The organism is Leeuwenhoekiella blandensis MED217, assembly GCF_000152985.1.
Lineage (GTDB): Bacteria > Bacteroidota > Bacteroidia > Flavobacteriales > Flavobacteriaceae > Leeuwenhoekiella > Leeuwenhoekiella blandensis.
Map to the genome: position 1 here is coordinate 2240264 of NZ_CH672395.1, position 19553 is coordinate 2259816.

Genomic DNA, 19553 nt, shown 5'->3' on the forward strand with positions numbered 1-19553 from the left:
TTTTTAAATTTTACTATTTATCTTTTATTAAAAATCGTCAAATTTAAAAATTTGGCGACTTTCCAAATATGCTTTAACTTCGATTAATCAACTAACTAGCTATGAGCTATATACGTTGTTGCCAAACGTACTTTTTTCACATACTAATCGGTTCATATACAAAGTTATCACTTTTACTAATTCTTAATATTTTACATTCAAATTCGCTATACAATTTTAAGTTATTCAGTTCCTTTTTTATGCTTTTTCTATTGGGAAACCTTTCTTTGTTTAAGTGAATTACTGTTCTAAACTTACCATCAATAAAATATCCTCTTTTGCCTGTTTCGTCTGTCATTACCATAGCCATTCTGTTCGTTCCTACATAATTTTCAAGTTCGCCAGTCAACCATTCTTTTTGAAAGTATTTGTTTCCCAAAATAATCTCTCCGTTTTTCTTTGTCCCGAAATAGTATGATTCTACAATATCTCCATCAATTGCTGATAGTAACTTGTCGTCATTTTTATAAGTTGACTTATGAATTAAGCCAACAAAACTACCAAACTTCCAATTAAAATGACAACCTAAATCTACAAAAAGACCATATTTTGATTTGTGAATTACAACTCCTTTGTATTGTTCATTCTCAGTTAACGTCTTTTCTTCAAATCTGTGACTTTCTGCGTTAATTAAAATTCTGATTGGCATTGTATTTTCGTCAATACTATGTATTTTACAGAAAAACTTTTGGTTGATTAAATTCTTTGAAACGCCTCGCCAATGTTGAATTGATTTGTATTCCCACGGCATATAATTATATGAAATAAATGCGAACATTCCGCCAACTTTCACAACAAATCCATTCCGTTTTGCTGATTTAATTTGGAATTGCAAAGTTCTGTTGTTGAGTTGAGACTCTTTTAAGTTATCAAGTAACTTGTCTAAATAATTTTTTTGCTTGACTTCCTTTTTCGGATTGAATACATCGTTAATTCTGTTTTTGATTTTGTTCCAAGTACTGTTCATTAAGTTTAGCTCGATGTTTTTCTTGTATGTGTGGCAACTTGTTATATCAACACAAATATAGTTGATTAGCAGAGTCTCTGTCGGGATATCAACACTTTTTAGTGTCGATTCGTGTTTTTTGTTATCGGCAAAACACGCCATAAAACCCAGCGCTAAAACAGGTTCAAGCACCGGGTTTTATACGCAATTCCTGCGTGCTTAAACCATTATTTATCCATAGTTTATCCGTTGTTTTACCATTAAACCCCAGTGTTTATGGGCAAACAATGCTTAATTAACGGATGATCTATGCTTAAAGCCACCAGAAAACCCCTTTTAACTCCTTTTAACCAAGCAGTCGAAACGATCTGCTTTTTAAGCGATTTTAAATGAAAATGATAGCAACGCAAGTCTTTATAAAGCCAACAGCTTGTCGCTGTGATACTTTTTCTAAAGTGCGTAGGCTTTTTATTAGGTTAACGTGAAATAGCACCTATATCAAGCGCTTTGCGTTTAAACGAAATGGCTTCGCCGGGTCGTTTTTGAGCAAGTTGGCAAATGCCAAATGTGCTCAACTGCAAAACTCTGGGATAGCCTCCGGAAACTTGACAGTCGCGCATTAACGCGATAAGGGTTCCGCTTGGGGTAAGTTGTACCGTTCCCGGTAAAACCGGCCCGGTAGTGATGCCTTTCAACGTATTATTCAAAGTCTCTTCAAACGGGATCGCCATCCGGTTGCTCTTAGAACTCAGCGTAAATGAACGCTCAAAAAGCTGTTGTTGCTCCTCGGTGCTCAACAACGCAAACTCCGGCCCGGGATAGACTTCTATTGCAGGATCCCAAAGTTGGGTATCTTCAAAATTTACACGAGATAAGGCTTTAGCGGTTACTACTTCATCAGTAATGGCCAAAGACATCCCTTTTTCAAGCTTAGCAGCCGTTGTAATGCCGGGATACTGACTTCGGCTACCCAATACGCTTTCGGATTGAAAACCTCCGGAAACGGCAAGATAAGCTCGCAAACCTTTATGAAGTTTGCCAAATTTGAGCACGTCACCTTTTTGTACGCGATAGCGTTTGGCCAGGCTTATGGGTTGGTCGTTGAGTAAAATATCAAATTGTGCCCCGCAAACCGCAATGTAGGTCTCACTGCTAAACTCCAATATCGGACCGGTCATCAGGATTTCAAGCACGGCAGCATTGAGATTGTTATTCAGTAATAAATTGGATTTTCCGGAAGAAAACGAGTCCATTACCCCACTTTGTGGCACGCCATACTGCGCCACACCGTGTCTTCCGGTATCTTGAAGCGTGGTATAAAAACCTGGTCGTAGTACGTGTATGTTAGCCATGAGTTGGAATTAATTGATAGGTTCCTGCTTGAACTTCCTGTTGAATTTTGTCATACTTTGCCTTAGAGACCGAATAAAACTGAATGCGATCTCCCGGAGTAAACGGACAAGGAGGTTCGCTTTTAGGATCGAATAACGCTACCGGGCAATTCCCGATAATTTGCCATCCGGCCGGACTGCTGTTTGGGTAGATTCCTGTTTGGTTTTCAGCAATGCCCACAGCCCCTTTTAAAACCGATGCGCGTGGCTCAGATTTACGTGGCATTTTGAGGCGCTCGTCCATCCCGCCGAGGTATAAAAATCCGGGTAAGAAGCCTATAAAATAAAGCGTGTATTCCGGAGCGGTATGCAAGCGGATGAGTTCGTCAATCGTCAAGGATTTTTCCTTTGCCAACAACTCAAGGTCGAGACCAAATTCAGCATCATAACATACCGGTACCCGATACAATCTTGAAGCTACTGCTTCCACTGGAATACTTTGAAAATCAAGTGCTTTTAAGCGTTCAAAATCGCTATAAACAGATTCTATTGAAGAAACATAATTAACTAATAATGAGATGTATGTGTTTGTTGTTTCAACTTCTTGTTTAACTACATTTTGTGCGATGTATTTTTTTACTGAAAGTAGAAACTTCAAGTTTTCAGGCGAAATTTCAAAGTCCCATTGCAGGAGTATTGCCTGTTCTCCAAGTCTGTTTATTGTGGGGTTTACTTGCACGATATGGTAGTTTTTTTAATCTGATTTTCGTCTAATTTTTGATTCAAAAGCTGAAGCAATTCTACTGCCTTTGGCGTGTCGCCATGCACACAAATGGTATCAATTTTCATCTTTAAAATATCACCGTCAAGGGTCTTAATTTCGCTGCGCTGCACCATACATAAAACGTGGTTGATCAAGGCATTTTCATCGGTGATCACCGCGTGGTCTTTTTGACGAGAAACCAAGCTTCCGTCAGGTTCATAATTACGATCTGCAAAAGCTTCAAAAAGCAACTTCAGTTTTCCTGTTGCCGCACGGGTCATTTCAGAATCAAAAGGTACATACACCGGGATTTCGGGATAAGCTTCAGCCAAAATTTCCGTCAGAAATTCAGCATATTCCTTTTTTTGAGCGCACAAATTATACAAGGCACCGTGTGCTTTAATATGATGCAAGGGCACTTGATGGTTCAAACATGCTTGATTCACACGGGCTATTTGTTCTAAAACGGAGTCTTTAAGTGCTTTGAACGAAAGCTGCATTTCCCGCCGCCCAAAATGCTCCCGATCAGGAAAAGAAGGGTGCGCTCCTACTCCAACCTTATACTGTTTTGCAAGCTGAACCACTTGATCTATAGTTTCTAGATCTCCGGCGTGACCGCCACAAGCCAGGTTGCACGAACTGATAAGCGGCATCAATGCGGCTTCATTGCCGATGCCCTCGCCTAAATCACAGTTAAGATCGATACTTGTTCTCATAAAAGTCCAAAAACGCTTAGAATTGCACGCGCTCCTAATATAAGAGTTACGATCAAGATGCACACACTTATTATATTTTTCAGCTTGGAGTTTTGATAATTTCCTAAAAGCGTACTGCGATTGGCCAGCCAGATCAAGATCCCTGCGATTACCGGTAAAAGAATACCGTTTGCCACCTGCGCAAACTGAATGATCTCAATAGGTTTGATCCCAAAAGTTGCCACCCCCACGCCCAATACTAAAACGAGCATCCAAACCAATCTGAAATTTCGTGATTTAAGATCACCGCCGAGGTTGAGGCATCCTTGTGCTACATAAGCCGCTGCAAGCGGTGCTGTGATCGCTGAAGTAATTCCGGCGGCAAAGAGTCCTAATCCTATACAATACCGCGCAGCGCTGCCATAGAGCGGCTCTAAGCTTTGTGCGAGTCCGCTGGCGCCATCCACTTCTTGTCCTGTGATGGCAGCCGCAGCAATGATCACACTCATAGATACGAGTCCGCCTAAGATCACCGCGACAATGGTATCTTTTTTTGCTGCGGAAAGTTCAGATCTATCCTTCCATTTTTGATTGACTAAAGACGCGTGTAAAAACAAATTGTACGGCACTACTGTAGTTCCCACCAAAGCGACGATCATTAGAATACTTCCGTCAGGAAATTGTGGAATAAGAGCGCCTTTAAGCACCATTAGCAGCTGAGGACCTGTGAGTATCGCAGTGATCACAAAAGACAAACTCATTAAGATCACCAGAAGTAGAAAGACTTTTTCTAGCACTTTGTAATTGCCGATATACAGTAAAATGAAAGCGATAGCTCCTATAAGCAAACTGTATCCGTTTATAGCATATCCTGCAACTTCAAGAATGCCTGTGCTTCCTAAAGCCTGAAGCCCTAAAACGCCTCCGCTTATATTACCGCCTTCATAGGCTGCGTTGCCCACGACGATAGCCGCTAAAACAAGACCTAAAACCGATTTTCTCAGAATACCTGCGGGCAACTCATCACGCAGTACTTGTGATAGTCCCTTTTGCGAAACCAAACCAATACGGGAAGCGGTTTCTTGTAAAATAATGGTCGCAATGATGGATAAGGTCATCGCCCACAACAGGCTAAAACCAAACTGAATACCCGCAAGTGTACAAACAGTCACCGTCCCCGGACCGATAAATGCCGCTGCCACTAAGGCTCCGGGGCCAATGTTCTTAAAAGGATTTCGCATAGCTGTTGTTAAATCCTAAATATAAAAACATCTGTTTTGATTTCGGCAAAAACCTTAGGCTAAAGTGAAAAACGTACTTTTAAGAGTCACTTAAAACCCTTAATACTATGGCTGCAGAGAACAAAAAGAAAGCACATACCGCCCTCAACTTAAACTACAATTCAGATAATGGGGTTTGGCTGCATCAGGGCAAAACCCTTCGTAAGATCGTAGGAACCGCCGGGATGCTGCTCCCTATTTTACTTTTGGCGATTTCGCTTACTTTTTTTGAACTTCCGGGTCCGTTAGAATCCATCAGTCATTATTACTACACACGTGCAGCGACCCTGTTTACGGTCATTGTGAGTCTTATAGGTATTTTTCTTATTGTCTATAGCGGCGAAGAACCTGTTGATTTTTGGGTTTCAAACCTTGCCGGTATGGCTGCTTTGTGTGTGGCTTTTTTCCCTACGAGTAATTTGGCCCAAAGCTGTTGTGATGCGGTAATGCCGTATGCGGTAACGTATTTTGACGAGTCGCAAGAAGGCTGGCGCTCGCTCTTTCACTATATCGCAGCAGCGGTATTCTTAAGTGCTTTGGCTTTTATGTCATTATTCTTATTTGTAAAATCAGACACTCCAAAAGGCAAGCGTTGTAGAGAAAAAGTACTGCGTAATCGGGTATATCGCACCTGCGGAATACTAATGCTTCTGGCATTACTTGTTATAGTACTAGGCCTTTTTGATATCATTCCATCCGAAACCTACGATCGTTTAAAACTCACTTTCTGGATGGAAGCGTTAGCGGTTGAGGCCTTTGGTTTTAGTTGGTTGGTAAAAGGAGAAGCCTTGATGCAAGACAAAGTAAACTGACTCAAAGAAACACCGAGTGGCATTCGTTGCGTGTAATTGTTTTGCTTTTATGCTACGTCTTTAGATATTCAACCTATTGGCGATACCAAAAATAAAACCCGCTAAAGCCAAGCCTTAGCGGGTTCTAATTAAAGTAATTATTGAAGGTCTACTTCTTTATTTCTTCAAGCTTAACTTCGTTCCCCTCTTTATCGAGAAGCATTACTTCGTCAAAGCCCATATCTTTAAATTGCTGGTACTGCGTTGCCGCATCTCCAACAACCAAATACGCCATTTTTGACTCATCAAGATACTTATTGGCTAAAGCTTTGTGCTGCTCTAAGGTCATATTCTTGATCGTTGCTTCTTCCTGCTCGATATAATTAGGATCTAGATCGTAAGCACTACGCTCTTGCAACATTCCTAAAAGCGAACCTTGTGTTTCAAAACGACGCGCATTAGACTTGATCAAAGCGTTTTTAGTAAACTCTAGATCTTCAGGCGAAATACCTTCTTTATATTTCTGAATTTCATCTCTAAAGATCGAAACCGATTCACCGGTGGTGTTGGTTCTTACAGAAGAAGATGCTGTAAAAGTTCCCGGAATTTTACTTCCGCTAAAACCAGAACGCGCACCATAGGTGTACCCTTTTTCTTCGCGCAATACCAGGTTTACATTACCGCTGAACGAACCTCCTAATTTGTAATTCATCACCTCTGCAGGATAGAAATCTTTATCGGTACGTGGCATAGAGATGTATCCAATATTGATCACCGACTGCTTCGCGTTAGGAACATCCACAAAATAAAGCGATGCTTTATCTCTGTTGTTCTCTATCGGGAATTCAGGAATCGTCACTTCTTTAGCCTCCCAGTTCTCTTTAAGACCTTCTAAGGAAGCTAATGCCTGACTTTCGCTAATATCTCCCACTACGTGAAAACGACTTACGCTAGGAGAAAAATAGTTGTTGTAGTAGTCTTTTAAATCTTGAATTGTGATCGCTTCAACAGACTCTACAGTTCCTGAAGTAGAATACGCTAATGGATGGTTCTCTCCATAGAGACGCTTGCTATACACACGATTTGCGATCACATTAGGATTTGCATCAGAACGTTTGATCCCGTTGATCGTACTTGTTTTGATACGTGCAAATTCTTTCTCGTCCCAACGTGGCTCTAAAAGAATCTCCTGCACTAATTCCATGGTCGCATCAAAGTTACGCGCCAGTGTATTTCCTCTTAAAACAATAGACTCATCACCGGTATACATATTGATGCTTGCTCCAAGACGGTCTATAGCTTCTTCTAATTCTAACGGAGTTTTAGTCGCTGTACCTTCCATAAGAATGTCGCTCATCAAGTTAGCCACTCCATTTTTGTTTAGATCATCTAATAAATGTCCTCCTTCAATCACAAGGCTGAAGTTTACTAGCGGAAGTTCGTCTTGAACGATTCCATAAACTTCCATTTCATTAGGTAATTCGGCAGTCCAGCTTTCCGGAATATTCAATTCTGGAGTCTCTCCCATAGGAGGTGCTACAGAACGGTCAAACTTAGAAGGTGTTTTCTCGATCTCAACATCTGCATCAACAATTTCGGTCTCTACATTTTCGGTGATCTCTTCTTCAACAACCTCAGCTTTTTCTGAATTTTCAGCGATAAGCTCTACTTGTCCTTTTGGTACAAAACTGGTCATTACATAAGGCTTCCCTTTTACGTATTTTTCATAAACACGCATTACATCTTCAGCAGTAACTGCTTTAATATTCTCAATATCATCTTCGATAAACCCGGGATCTCCGGTAAACACATCGTATTGTGCCAGTTGGAACGATTTCCCTAACACACTACTGATGCCATTATAAAAGTCAGTTTCCAGACCTGCTTTAATACGCTCAATATCTTCAGCCTTCACGCCTTCTTCTTCAAAAAGCGCAAATGCTTTATTAATTCCGGTTTCTACACTATCCAGATCAACACCAGAGTTAGCGGTAACCGAAACTCTAAATTTCCCTGCAATTTGATCAGAGCTGTTAAATGCAAACGGACGTGAAGCCAGCTCCATATCTTCTACTAGAACGCGGTATAAAGGCGCTTTCTTTCCGTCTGATAAAATTTCGCCTAAGAAATCTAAAGCATACGCATCGTCTGTATACTGCTCTACCGTAGGCCAAACCATATTCAGCTGGGGTGCTGTAGCAAAGTTGTCTTCGTGATACAAACGCTTGGTCTCGTCTAAGGTTACGTTTTGAACCGGTAAAGGTTCTACTTCCTGACGCTTTTTAATTTCGCCAAAATACTTTTCTACCAATTCTTTAGTCTTGCCTTCTTCAAAATCCCCGGCAATTACAAGCGTGGCATTGTTAGGGCCGTAGAATTTATCGTAGAATTCTTTTACATCCTCTACAGTAGCGTTTTGAAGATCTTCAAGTTCACCAATCACCTGCCAGCTGTACGGGTGACCATCAGGGAATAAATTCTTGTCAATCACCCAACTGGTATGTCCGTAAGGATTGTTATCAACACGCTGACGTTTTTCATTCTGAACCACTTCTTGCTGGTTTGCAAAAGCCGATTCTGTTACGGTATTGATAAGAAAGCCCATACGATCAGACTCTAACCACAACACAGTTTCTAATGCATTGTTAGGTACTACTTCGTAATATACGGTACCATCTTGCCAGGTTCCCCCGTTTAAAGTACCACCGGCATCCTGAATGGTTTTAAAGAATTGATCTTGCGGAACGTTTTCTGATTCCTGAAAAAGCATATGCTCAAATAAGTGTGCAAATCCCGTACGCCCTTTCTTCTCACGGTTAGATCCTACGCCATACTGAATGGCTACAGATACAATAGGGTCACTCTTGTCTTGATGAAGCACAACGTTTAACCCGTTCTCGAGTTCGTACTTCTCGTAGTCGATTGATAATTTGGCTTCTGCGACATCGCCCGTATCGGTTTCTTTGTCTTCACAAGAAACAAAGGTTGCCACAAACAATGACAACATAAGCGCCATTGGTGTCCATCTCGTTTTGATCATAGATGTTAGTTTTTTGATTAATAAAAAGTTAAATACGTTCCTAACTGTTAGAAAAGACGCAATAATTGCGCCGAAGTTACAAAACTATTAGGGTTTATTTAACGAAATCAAAAAACTGATGCATATTATTCAGCGGCGTTCTCTGCGCGTATTTTTTCTAGCTCTTCTTGCGTGAGTACTCTAAAGGAGAATTTATAGCCTTCATAGATGGCGATTCCGTAGAATAGAAGATCCATTGGGCTGAAGGTTTCAGAAAGCAGTTCTGGCAAATAGGCGTAGTCAAAATATAAAGCAGTCTCCAAAAGCGTAAGATCTTGAGCATTGGCTACCAACCCAAAAATACTGAATATGTTCCCAACAAATACAGCGACAAATGCAATGGCGCCTCCCCAGATCCCAAAGATCTGACTGATTCCTTTTCCAATCAATCGAATGGTAAAACCTACGCCGGCTCCTATCGCCACTGCCATATACCCGATCTGAAACTCAGTCAAAACAGTAATAGTTCCCCAGAGAATAGCTCCTATTAAACCGGCTATCAAACCACAGATCACGGCGGGAATTAAATTTTCCTGACTTTTTACATATTCCAGATCTTCTTCAGAAAGCTTTTCTCTGACCTGGCTCATCTCTAAGCCTTCGGTTTGATGAGAAACGACTTTAACCGCGGTATCTTCTTTAAAATCTATACAGGTATTTTCAAAAGAAGCTTTTTCATTGGTGAGTTTACAAAGAATACCTTCTTTCATATTCATTTCTCGGTTGAGGCATCTTTTGCAAAAAGCCAATTGCGCATCTCTGGTCATTTTGATAGTTGTTTAACGATTAAGCAACAAGTATCTTAAAAAAATTAACAGTATCAAATAATTTTGGATAATTAAGACATACTCTAAATAATATTAGAAATACTATCCCAACCAACCATCGCGATCGAGACTTCGGTACTGAATGGCTTCTGTAATATGATGTGCCTGTATGTGTTCTGAAGCTTCTAAGTCGGCAATGGTGCGCGAAACCTTAAGAATACGATCATACGCCCGTGCAGAAAGGTTAAGTTTTTCCATCGCATTTTTCAATAAGGTTTTTGAAGTCTCATCCAATGCGCAGTGCTGTCTGATTTGTTTAACACCCATTTGCGCGTTGTAATTGATGCTTTCGATTTCGGTAAATCGGTTGGTTTGTAGTTTGCGGGCTTCGGTAACTCGCTTTCTGATTTCCACACTGCTTTCCGCTTTGCGTTCTTCAGAAAGTTTATCAAAAGACACAGGAGTCACTTCAATATGAATATCAATACGATCTAACAAGGGGCCGGAAACTTTACTCAAGTAGCGCTGCATTTCGGCAGGTGTGCTGCTCACAGGCGCACTGGGATCGTTAAAATAACCACCCGGACTGGGATTCATACTGGCGACCAGCATAAAACTACTGGGATAGGTCACCGTAAACTTAGCCCGGGAAATCGTGACTTCACGATCTTCCAGCGGTTGCCGCATCACTTCAAGAACCGTACGTTTAAATTCGGGCAATTCGTCTAAAAAGAGTACTCCGTTGTGCGCCAAAGAGATCTCTCCCGGTTGAGGATACGCCCCACCGCCTACGAGTGCGACGTCTGAAATCGTATGGTGCGGACTTCTAAAAGGCCGCTGTGCCATCAAGCCTAGGTTTTCACGCATTCTGCCTGAGACGCTGTGTATTTTTGTCGTTTCGAGCGCTTCACGTAAGGTCATTGGCGGTAAGATAGAAGGCAAACGCTTTGCGAGCATTGTTTTACCCGCACCCGGCGGACCGATCAAAATAATATTATGTCCACCGGCCGCGGCGATCTCCATACACCGTTTAATCGACTCCTGCCCTTTTACATCACTAAAGTCAAACTCGGGATGCTCTAAGGCAAGAAAAAATTCGTTACGCGTGTCAACAATGGTGCGCTCTAAAGGTGCATCATTATCAAAATGCTCGATCACCTGCGCAATAGAATCTATCCCATAAACTTCGAGATCTTTCACAATAGCTGCTTCCTTTGCATTTTGACTGGGCAGCAAAAACTTTTTGAATCCTTCTTCCTGTGCTTTGATCGCAATTGGCAAAGCACCGCGTATGGGTTGCAGACTTCCGTCTAACGAGAGTTCGCCCATAATGACATAATCCTCTAAATGTTCCGCTTTTATTTGTCCGCTTGCTACAAGAATACCTATTGCCAGCGTAAGATCGTAGGCGCTTCCCTCCTTGCGTAGATCGGCTGGAGCCATATTCAGCGTGATTTTCTTACCGGGAATTTTAAAACCATTATTCTGAAGTGCGGCAGCAATGCGGTAATTGCTTTCTCTGATCGCATTATCAGGCAATCCCACCAAGTGATACCCAATACCTTTATCAATATTTACTTCGATCGTAATTGTAGAAGCCTCAACGCCAAAAACCGCTGAGCCATAAACCTTTGTAAGCATAATTTTTAAGTTGGTTTTCTAAAGAAACAATATTATTTCCAACTTTTGAAATTAGTTTACTGGTTTTTAAAGGTTTAAACTCTTTTAAGAACTCCTTCAGCCCATTTTCGTGCAGGTTTTCCAAAACATTCGATCAAATCATCCACTCCCACAACACTGCCTTTGGCAAGCCTTCCTAATAGGGCGATATGTTGATGGGTGTTTCCACCTTGACTGATGATACGGCCATCTTCTAAAGTATGCAGACCTAATTTATAACTCACGGCATCAACGCGCTTATCTTCTCTGAGATGCTCCACTAACGAACTACTAACTGCTTTAAGCTGCGGCGCATCGATCACCGAATTAACCATCACATCAACTGCTACCGATTGCGCTCCTTTTGTTAAGCGCCAGCCTTCTTTGATCAACTGTATTTCGGGATCCTTTACAAAATTAAGATTCAGTACTTCTGATTTTACCAAAGCTATAAGTTGCTGCACACTTTTAACCGGTGGTCCGTAAGAATAGCGTTTACTGGCCTCGATGTACTTTACCACATCTACCATCGCGTCATCTCCTAAATTCATATAGGTATAATCGTGATACAACACACTTAAAGCAAAACGCCAGACCTGACCCAGACAGTAATCCAAACTAATATCAGTTTTACCGCAAGCCATCTTAAGATAAAGCTCCATCGCCTCCAAAGGTTCGGTATTATGACTTACGAGTAAGGTATGTTCATGCCCTGGGTTCTTAATCAGTTGTAAGGTTAATGCTGAAAGTTGCTCTAAAGAAAGATCAGTAGTTCTCGCTTTGGTCTCCAATCTTTGATAAATACTACTCGTGATCTGCGCTATAGCTTCAATTAAGAACGAAGCATCTTTAATTTCAGAAGCGTTAGCTTCTGCGGTCTCTATCGCCTTGATGAGTAATTCATTTTCTTCAGGAGTAGGCTTAAACCAAGTGTCAATTGCTTCAGAAAGGGGTTTAGGTACGGGCGGTAAGCCATTTAATGAAAACGCTACCAACTCGCGCGGCGCCTCAGCTGAAGGTTTATATTCAAATTCAATGGAATTAGAAATAGGAACAAATTCACCACCAAAACCTATGCTCAAAGCTCTAACCTGATCCACCATAGACAATCCAAAACCGCGTAGCGCGATTTTCGTTTTAGGCGTAATCTCATCTGTCTCTAAAGCTCCTACAGGATAAGGATCTTTATACAGTTTTAAGTTATGTTTCTTGGCGTGTACATCCCATTCAGATAATTGCTTAGAATCATAAGTAGGCTGATGACCAATCGTGAGTACGACTTCATCTACTTTGTAGTGATCCCCTGCTTTGGTCACGATCGTACACCCCGAGGCCTCCGGCTCGATCTGTACAACTTCATGTTGATAAAGTTCCAATAATCCTGCTCCGCTAAGCGCTTGTTTTAGGGTCTCAAAACGCTCGTTTAAATAGCTTCCTATTTTGGAGCGTGAAGGAAAGTGGTCCTGGTCTCCAGACGCTTCTCCTTCAATCAGCTCCAACCATTCCTGATAACCCGGAAATTGTGGAAGGTAAACTTCGTCAAAAGAAAGCGCTTCGCGGCCTGCCAAATTGTTTGATAAGTTACGCTCGTGAATATTAGACAAATTGGTAGCCACCTGATCGGGAGACCATATTTGGCCGGCACCGGGATACGGTGAAGCTTCAAACAGGAGCACTTGCAGCGGTTGCTTAATATCTAAGTGCTTCTTTGCAACATAAAGACTTTCGAGAGCTGCAAGTCCACGTGGTCCCACACCTACAATACCAATTTTAAACGTTTTTGACACAGAAATGATTTTGGGATTATGAAGTTGAAACGATAAAGGTACGGCGTAACACTTTAGGAAGTCGTTAAGCTTAAGCCATAAGGTATTAAGCTTATCATAAATATGCCTTATTCTACCCTAAAAACAAAAGACTGAAGTGGCTTAATATCTACACGCATCCTTCCTGACTGCTCTTCTATAGTTAGCCTTGCTTCTTCTTCGCCATAAAGCTGATCTATTGCTTTGTAAGTTCCGTCGTTGAGCTTCCATTGCTGAATGATATCCTGCGGAAGCTGAAGCTCAAAACCAAAGGTGTCCTTAGCATCAAAATTGGTTACGATGATGAGTTTATCGGTTTCAGACCAGCGTACAAAGGAGTGCACGCGGTCGTTGTACCATTCGGTATGTTGACGATTATGCCAGTGAATATCTGCATACGCTCCCATTATCGCCGAATTCTCAAGACTGAAATTCAATAGGCGTTTATAAAAATCTCTAAGCGCTAGTTCTTCTGAAGTAGATTTTCCACCATCAAAGTTTTTATCATTAACCCAACGCACCACACTGGGCACGCTTCCGTAGTCAAAAATGGAGGTACGGGTAGGGTCACCAAAACCTAAATCTTCCAAAGCCGGCTCACCCAATTCCTGACCAAAATAGATCATCGTAGGCGACTTGCTGATCAATGCCGAAACAACCATCGCAGGTTTTCCCTTTTCTGCATTTCCGGCAAAGGCATCACTGGCGATACGCTGCTCATCGTGGTTCTCGAGAAAATGCAGCATATTGACTTCAATGTCTTCCTGGTATTTTAAAATGGGTGCAAAATGATCTGTGCTTCCGTGACCTTGCATCACGTGTTTTATGGTATCATACAACTCAACTTTATCGTATAAATAATCCATTTTACCTTTAAAAATGTATTCGCGATACAGCTGCGGATTATAAACTTCGGCCATTAGAAACGCATTGGGACGCTCCATTTTAATAGCGGCATTCATATAACTCCAAAACTCAACTGGCACCATTTCGGCCATATCATAGCGAAACCCGTCAACACCTTTCGCAATCCAAAATAAAGCAATGTCTTTAAATTGTTTCCAAGAAGCCGGTACTTCTTTGCCTTCCCAAAATTCAAAGTGCTTTTTATAATCCCAATGTCCTGCATCCTCAGGCAATTCATCAAAATCCTTATGCCCTTCCGGACTCACGCCGTAGTTGATTTTTACGGTCTCATACCAATCGTTCTGATCAGGCTGTGCATCGCGCGAACCGTTACCGGTCCATTTTGCCGGTGACTCTATAAAGTTATGATCTGCGGTTTTAACTTCTTCACCACCCAAAGGCTGATATCCGTTTTGCCACTCCGGGACTTTAAAATCTTCACCGGGAATATAATAGAAGTTGTTATGCTTAGCGTAAGCTACAGAAGTATCATCGTTTTTACCAAAGGCAATGCTGCTTTGTGGCGTATTCAGGCTTTCATATTTGCGGGCAACGTGATTCGGAACGATATCTATTATCACTTTTAATCCTGCTTCATGAGTGCGGTTGATGAGGGCTTCAAATTCTTCAAGACGGTTTTCCGGGTTTACGGCCATATCAGGATCTACTTGATAATAGTCTTTTACAGCATAAGGCGATCCCGCCCTACCTTTGACCACATCGGGATCATCGTTTGAAATCCCATATTCAGTATAATCTGTGATCACCGCGTGATGTGGTACACCGGTATACCAAATATGTGTAACCCCAAGATCTTTGATTTCCTGAAGCGCTTTAGGAGTAAAGTCAGCAAACTTTCCTACTCCATTTTCTTCAATAGTACCCCAAGGTTTATTTGTGGTGTTGGTATTCCCAAAAAGTCGGGTAAAAACATGATACACAACTTTTTTTTGGTTGGTCTTTATAGGCATCATAGCTGATTTTTGAATTGAATTACTCTGACCGCAAGAGATCAAAATAAGTAGGAACAAGTTAACAAAGCTGTATTTAATCATGACGGAAAATTACATAATACTCTGTAATCATATACTAGCCTGCGTTTACAAATTTAAGAATGCAATCAACCTAAAATTTTAACAAAAGGCTAAATCGTTTAAATAGGCATAAAAAACAAAAAGGGGGAAAATCCCCCTTTTGTTGCTGATAGAATATAAATACTTTTATCTCGTATTAATCAATAAAGATTATTACCGTTTATAATCTAATTATTAGGGGAATTAAATTTTAAACGTATTAATGATTTAGGGGTGAAAGGCACTCTGCGCGAGCAGGGTGTTTTTCTTTTTTAGACGGTTTGTAATAAATCGAAAAATTATAAAACGATTTAGTGGAATTTTAACAGAAAGAGTTGCAAATATATTTTGTAAATTTACAATGTCATTGACAATTTAGGGGTGAAAGGCACTTTGCGCGAGCAAGGTGTTTTTCTTTTTTAGGCCTATTTCATCCCCCTTTAATTTTTATAAAACACAGATTTACTGCAATTTAATATGTTCAATTTTTTTCTTGTAAGTCAAGGTTGAATTGAAATTACTCTAGTTTATTTTTTTCTCGTTTTCGAAATTGATAATTGAAACGGTCTCTTCTTATCAGAATACGTTTTCTGAAAATCAGGAATAGTATATAGCCTAGCCAACTAAAAATGGCTACCAAAAACAACCAAAACCAAAGCTCTCTGGAAGACTTGAATTTGCGGTAGCGCAACTCTAGTAATACCAATAGGACAAACAGTATACGTAAATAAACCAAGCTTAAGCTTTTTGCTTTTCTGCAATAAAATCGTCAATCATTTCCTCCAGAATAGAAAGCGGTACTGCACCTTGCCCTAAAACTACCTCGTGGAATTCTCTGATATCAAAAGTTTCCCCAAGTGCTTTTTCTGCTTTTGCTCTAAGATCAAGAATTTTATTCATTCCTACTTTGTAAGCTGTTGCTTGTCCAGGCATCACAATATGACGTTCTACCATTTTGATGCAATCACTTTCGGCATTGGGTGTATTGTCTTTGTAATAGGCGATCCCCTCTTCACGCGTCCATTTCTTGTCGTGAATACCTGTATCGACAACGAGACGGCACGCACGCCAAAGTTCCATAGCGAGACGTCCAAAATCGGCATAAGGATCTTCATAAGCTCCCATTTCTTTTGGTAAATACTCGCAATACAATCCCCAACCTTCTACATACGGCGTATAACCGCCAAACTTCCTAAACTTTGGGATTCCTTCTAATTCCTGAGCAATCGCCAGTTGCATATGATGTCCCGGGATTCCCTCGTGATAGGCCAAAGCTTGCATTTGATATTTAGGCATCGCTTTAATATCAAATAAATTGGCATAATAAATTCCAGGTCTTGATCCGTCTGGAGCAGGCGAATTGTAAAACGCCTTACCGGCACTTTTCTCTCTAAAAGCCTCTACCCTTTTAACGACAATTTCCGCTTTGGGTTTGGTGATGAATAGTTCGTCTAAACGCGCACGCATAGCATCTATAATGCGTTTTGCTTCTTTCATATATGCGGCTCTTCCGGCATCTGAATCTTCGTAGTAAAACTGTTCATCGTTACGCATAAACTCAAAAAAGTCTTGCAAGCTTCCATCAAAACCTACTTGATCTTTTATGGCTTCCATTTCGGTGTGAATGCGTTCTACTTCATCCAACCCTAATTGATGAATTTCTTCAGCCGTCATTTCGGTAGTTGTGGCTCGATTTAGCGCAATTGCATAAAATTTATCTCCTCTGGGAAACTTCCACGCGCCATCATCTGTAGTTGCTCTTACTTTTTGACTTTCTATGAACGTGATCAATTCTTCGTAAGCCGGCTGTAAACTATCTTTTAAAGCTTGATTAGCTTCTTGTAAAAGTATTGCCTTTGTTTCAGTATCAATGTCCAGCGCTTCTACCTTAGATTGAAAATCGGCAAGTATTGGCATCTGCGTGCTCGACTCGTCAAAAGGCTGACCTTTTAAAATATTTTGACTGTCTTCAAGCACACGATCTAATACAAATTTAGGCGGAACGATCTGATTGGTTTCACGAATGCCCAATTGATTGCGAAGCTCTGTAAATAAAGGCTTAACTCCTTTAATTCTTGAAATGTATGCCTTAGCATCGGCAACACTATCAATGCGATGTTTGTTGATCAAAAATGCAGGAACACTCGCATGTAAGCCAAACATTTGATTGACCGGATAATTATAAAAACGATACTCATAGTCTTCGATCTCGTTTTCCAGATTGAGTTTGTAAAGCTTATAACTTATTTGAGTAACGCTATCTAAAGCGGCCAGATCAACCTCTGATTCCAGGTAATCCAGCCGCGCTTTAGCTTGTTTAAGATCTTCAGCCATCTGGTCTGATGAAATATCATCCCATTTACCATAATTTGTCTTTAAGCCTAAACTGGTTTGCCACTGCGGCGATTGGGCGACATCTTCGTCAAACTTGGTATCAAACCAAGAATTAAGCGACGCGCTGGCTTCCGTTATTTCAGCTTGGGTGTACTGCGCTTCTTCTTGATTTTTACACGAATTGTAAAAAAGCACAATACTAAAAAAAACTATGACTGACTGAACTCTCATAAATCTTATTTTAACACATTAAACTGAATTTCAGAATCTCCAAAAACGGTATGTGTTTGTTTCTGGAAATCTTCAGCACTTGCTTTATAAATATTTGGCACAAAAGTCTGTGGATTACGATCGATTAACGGAAACCACGTACTTTGAATTTGAATTTGCACTTTGTGCCCTTTTAGGAAGGTATGGTTTACCCCTTGCAAGGTCAAATCAACTTCGGTTTTTTGATTCGGTTCAAAAGCTTTAGGGGCTCTGAAACTCTCACGAAAACGGCCGCGCATCACTTCGCTACGCACCATCATATGGTAATTGCCCATTTTAAGGTATTTCTGCGTTTCAGGATAATCTTTGGCATCATTAGGATATACGTCAATCACTTTTACCACCCAATCTGCCGCAGTACCTGTGGTTGCCACTTTTAATTTGGCTAAAATTTCACCGGTAATCGTCATATCTTCGTCTAAAACTTCAGTCTCATACACCAATACGTCTGGTCTTCGAGCTGCAAAACGCTGATCATCGGTCATATACTTTCTTGGCGTAAACACCATTTTAATATCTTCAGAATACGGAACCGGTTTTGAAGGATCACTTACAAATGCATTTGCATAATCTGCTATAGCGTTCTCGGTAAGTTTTTGATCTGCTCCTAAATAAAAGCTTTTGGTTTCAGCAGCTTTTGGTGGCCATTGTGCATAGCTGTCCCACTCCCGCGAACCACTGTCATACATAGAAGCCTCAGGAAAATCAATGGTTCCTTCTCCATCATTTTTTAAGAAATGGTTGAAGAACACTGTCTCATAGTTTTGCTGAAAATCTCTTGAAAGATTATCTCCAAAATATACGTTTCCTATAGCCTGACGCTCACTTGAGCGCGCCCAGTCTCCGTGACTCCACGGCCCGTAAACCAAAATGTTATAATTATCGCTGGTTTCTTCGATCTTTCTGTAGGTATTGAACGGTCCATAAAGATCTTCGGCATCAAATAAACCGCCTACAACCATAACAGCAGGCTTGATATCATTTAAATGCTGAATGATTCCGCGGCTTCTCCAGAACTCATCATAATTAGGATGGTCTTTAATTTGCTGCCAGAATACATTATCTTCTTTGTAATACGCATCTAAATTGGTCAACGGACCTGCATCTAAGAAAAATTGATATTGATCTTGTGAAGGAAGGTCAGGAAAAGCGTACCAAGGCTTGGTTACCGGCTCGTCTTTCATATAACCGAAAAGCGAAATCGCTCTCCAGTAGCTTTCTAAAAATGCCCCATTATGATGAAAATCATCAAAGAAGAAATCTGAAATACACGCTTGTGGAGAAACTGCTTTAAGCGCAGGATGTTCACTTAACAACGAATAGGTGGCATAAAAACCGGGATATGAAATTCCCCAAGTTCCCACATTTCCATTGTTGTTGTCTACGTTCTTTACAAGCCAATCGATCGTATCATAGGTATCGCTGGCCTCATCAACTTGTTTTCCTTTTTTATTCGGAATATAAGCACGCATATTGTCGTAAACGCCTTCACTGTTCCAACGGCCACGCACATCTTGCTGCACAAAAATGTTACCTTCTTCAACCATAAATTGATTAGGTCCTATTCTGCCTTTGAAGTTTTCTTCTCCATAAGGTGCACAGCTATACGGCGTACGCATCATTAAAATAGGATACTCTTGTGATTTATCTTTTGGCGAATAAATGGTTGTATGTAACATTACACCATCGCGCATTTTAATTTTTACTTCTTTCTTGTCGTAATGCTCGCGAACGTATGCTTCGGTTTGCGCTTGAGCAGCAACTACGAGAAGTAAGAATACTGCAGTAATTAGATTTTTAATGTTCTTCATTTAA

Annotated in this window: 13 protein-coding genes; 1 reads left to right on the forward strand and 12 read right to left on the reverse strand. The window is 40.8% G+C overall.

The genetic code is table 11. The annotated features are described in order from the left end of the window. Window positions 1–136 precede the first annotated feature (136 nt). The 5 genes from MED217_RS09685 to MED217_RS09705 all read right to left on the reverse strand — a co-directional run bounded on the left by MED217_RS09685 (window position 137) and on the right by MED217_RS09705 (window position 5015). The gene (locus MED217_RS09685; protein ID WP_154648928.1) at window positions 137–1177 is read right to left on the reverse strand and encodes a hypothetical protein; all 1041 of its coding nucleotides are present in this window, start codon (window positions 1175–1177) and stop codon (window positions 137–139) included. Window positions 1178–1461: 284 nt separating this feature from the next. Beyond that, window positions 1462–2337, reverse strand: coding sequence for a 5-oxoprolinase subunit C family protein (locus tag MED217_RS09690; protein ID WP_009780332.1), 876 nt, complete (start codon window positions 2335–2337; stop codon window positions 1462–1464). After that, the gene (gene pxpB, locus MED217_RS09695) at window positions 2330–3055 is read right to left on the reverse strand and encodes a 5-oxoprolinase subunit PxpB (RefSeq protein WP_009780333.1); all 726 of its coding nucleotides are present in this window, start codon (window positions 3053–3055) and stop codon (window positions 2330–2332) included. Before pxpB ends, MED217_RS09690 begins: the two co-directional genes overlap by 8 nt. Continuing rightward, the gene (gene pxpA, locus MED217_RS09700; RefSeq protein ID WP_009780334.1) at window positions 3046–3795 is read right to left on the reverse strand and encodes a 5-oxoprolinase subunit PxpA; all 750 of its coding nucleotides are present in this window, start codon (window positions 3793–3795) and stop codon (window positions 3046–3048) included. Before pxpA ends, pxpB begins: the two co-directional genes overlap by 10 nt. Beyond that, window positions 3792–5015: an Nramp family divalent metal transporter gene (locus MED217_RS09705; RefSeq protein WP_009780335.1), complete on the reverse strand. Its 1224-nt coding sequence runs from the start codon at window positions 5013–5015 to the stop codon at window positions 3792–3794. Before MED217_RS09705 ends, pxpA begins: the two co-directional genes overlap by 4 nt. Before the next feature lie 107 nt (window positions 5016–5122). On the opposite strand from MED217_RS09705, the gene MED217_RS09710 reads away from it, so the two are divergent. Beyond that, window positions 5123–5866 (forward strand): hypothetical protein, encoded by a 744-nt coding sequence (locus tag MED217_RS09710; protein ID WP_009780336.1) that lies wholly within the window; start codon window positions 5123–5125, stop codon window positions 5864–5866. Between the two features lie 148 nt (window positions 5867–6014). Here MED217_RS09710 and MED217_RS09715 read toward each other — a convergent pair whose 3' ends face one another. The 7 genes from MED217_RS09715 to MED217_RS09745 all read right to left on the reverse strand — a co-directional run bounded on the left by MED217_RS09715 (window position 6015) and on the right by MED217_RS09745 (window position 19549). Continuing rightward, on the reverse strand, window positions 6015–8885 hold the full coding sequence (locus tag MED217_RS09715; RefSeq protein WP_040532717.1) for a M16 family metallopeptidase: 2871 nt from the start codon (window positions 8883–8885) through the stop codon (window positions 6015–6017). 125 nt (window positions 8886–9010) lie between these two features. Then, a complete protein-coding gene (locus MED217_RS09720) occupies window positions 9011–9691 on the reverse strand; it encodes a heavy-metal-associated domain-containing protein (RefSeq protein ID WP_009780338.1) in 681 nt (226 codons plus the stop codon). Window positions 9692–9793: 102 nt separating this feature from the next. After that, a complete protein-coding gene (locus MED217_RS09725) occupies window positions 9794–11332 on the reverse strand; it encodes a YifB family Mg chelatase-like AAA ATPase (RefSeq protein ID WP_009780339.1) in 1539 nt (512 codons plus the stop codon). A gap of 74 nt (window positions 11333–11406) precedes the next feature. After that, entirely contained in the window at window positions 11407–13137 is a 1731-nt protein-coding gene (locus MED217_RS09730) for an FAD/NAD(P)-binding protein (RefSeq protein ID WP_009780340.1), read from the reverse strand. Between the two features lie 107 nt (window positions 13138–13244). Beyond that, window positions 13245–15032, reverse strand: a complete 1788-nt coding sequence (locus tag MED217_RS09735) for an alpha-amylase family glycosyl hydrolase (protein WP_009780341.1) — start codon at window positions 15030–15032, stop codon at window positions 13245–13247. Between the two features lie 840 nt (window positions 15033–15872). Beyond that, window positions 15873–17699, reverse strand: coding sequence for a DUF885 domain-containing protein (locus MED217_RS09740; protein ID WP_009780342.1), 1827 nt, complete (start codon window positions 17697–17699; stop codon window positions 15873–15875). Window positions 17700–17704: 5 nt separating this feature from the next. Continuing rightward, a complete protein-coding gene (locus MED217_RS09745) occupies window positions 17705–19549 on the reverse strand; it encodes a CocE/NonD family hydrolase (protein ID WP_009780343.1) in 1845 nt (614 codons plus the stop codon). Between the last annotated feature and the right edge of the window lie 4 nt (window positions 19550–19553).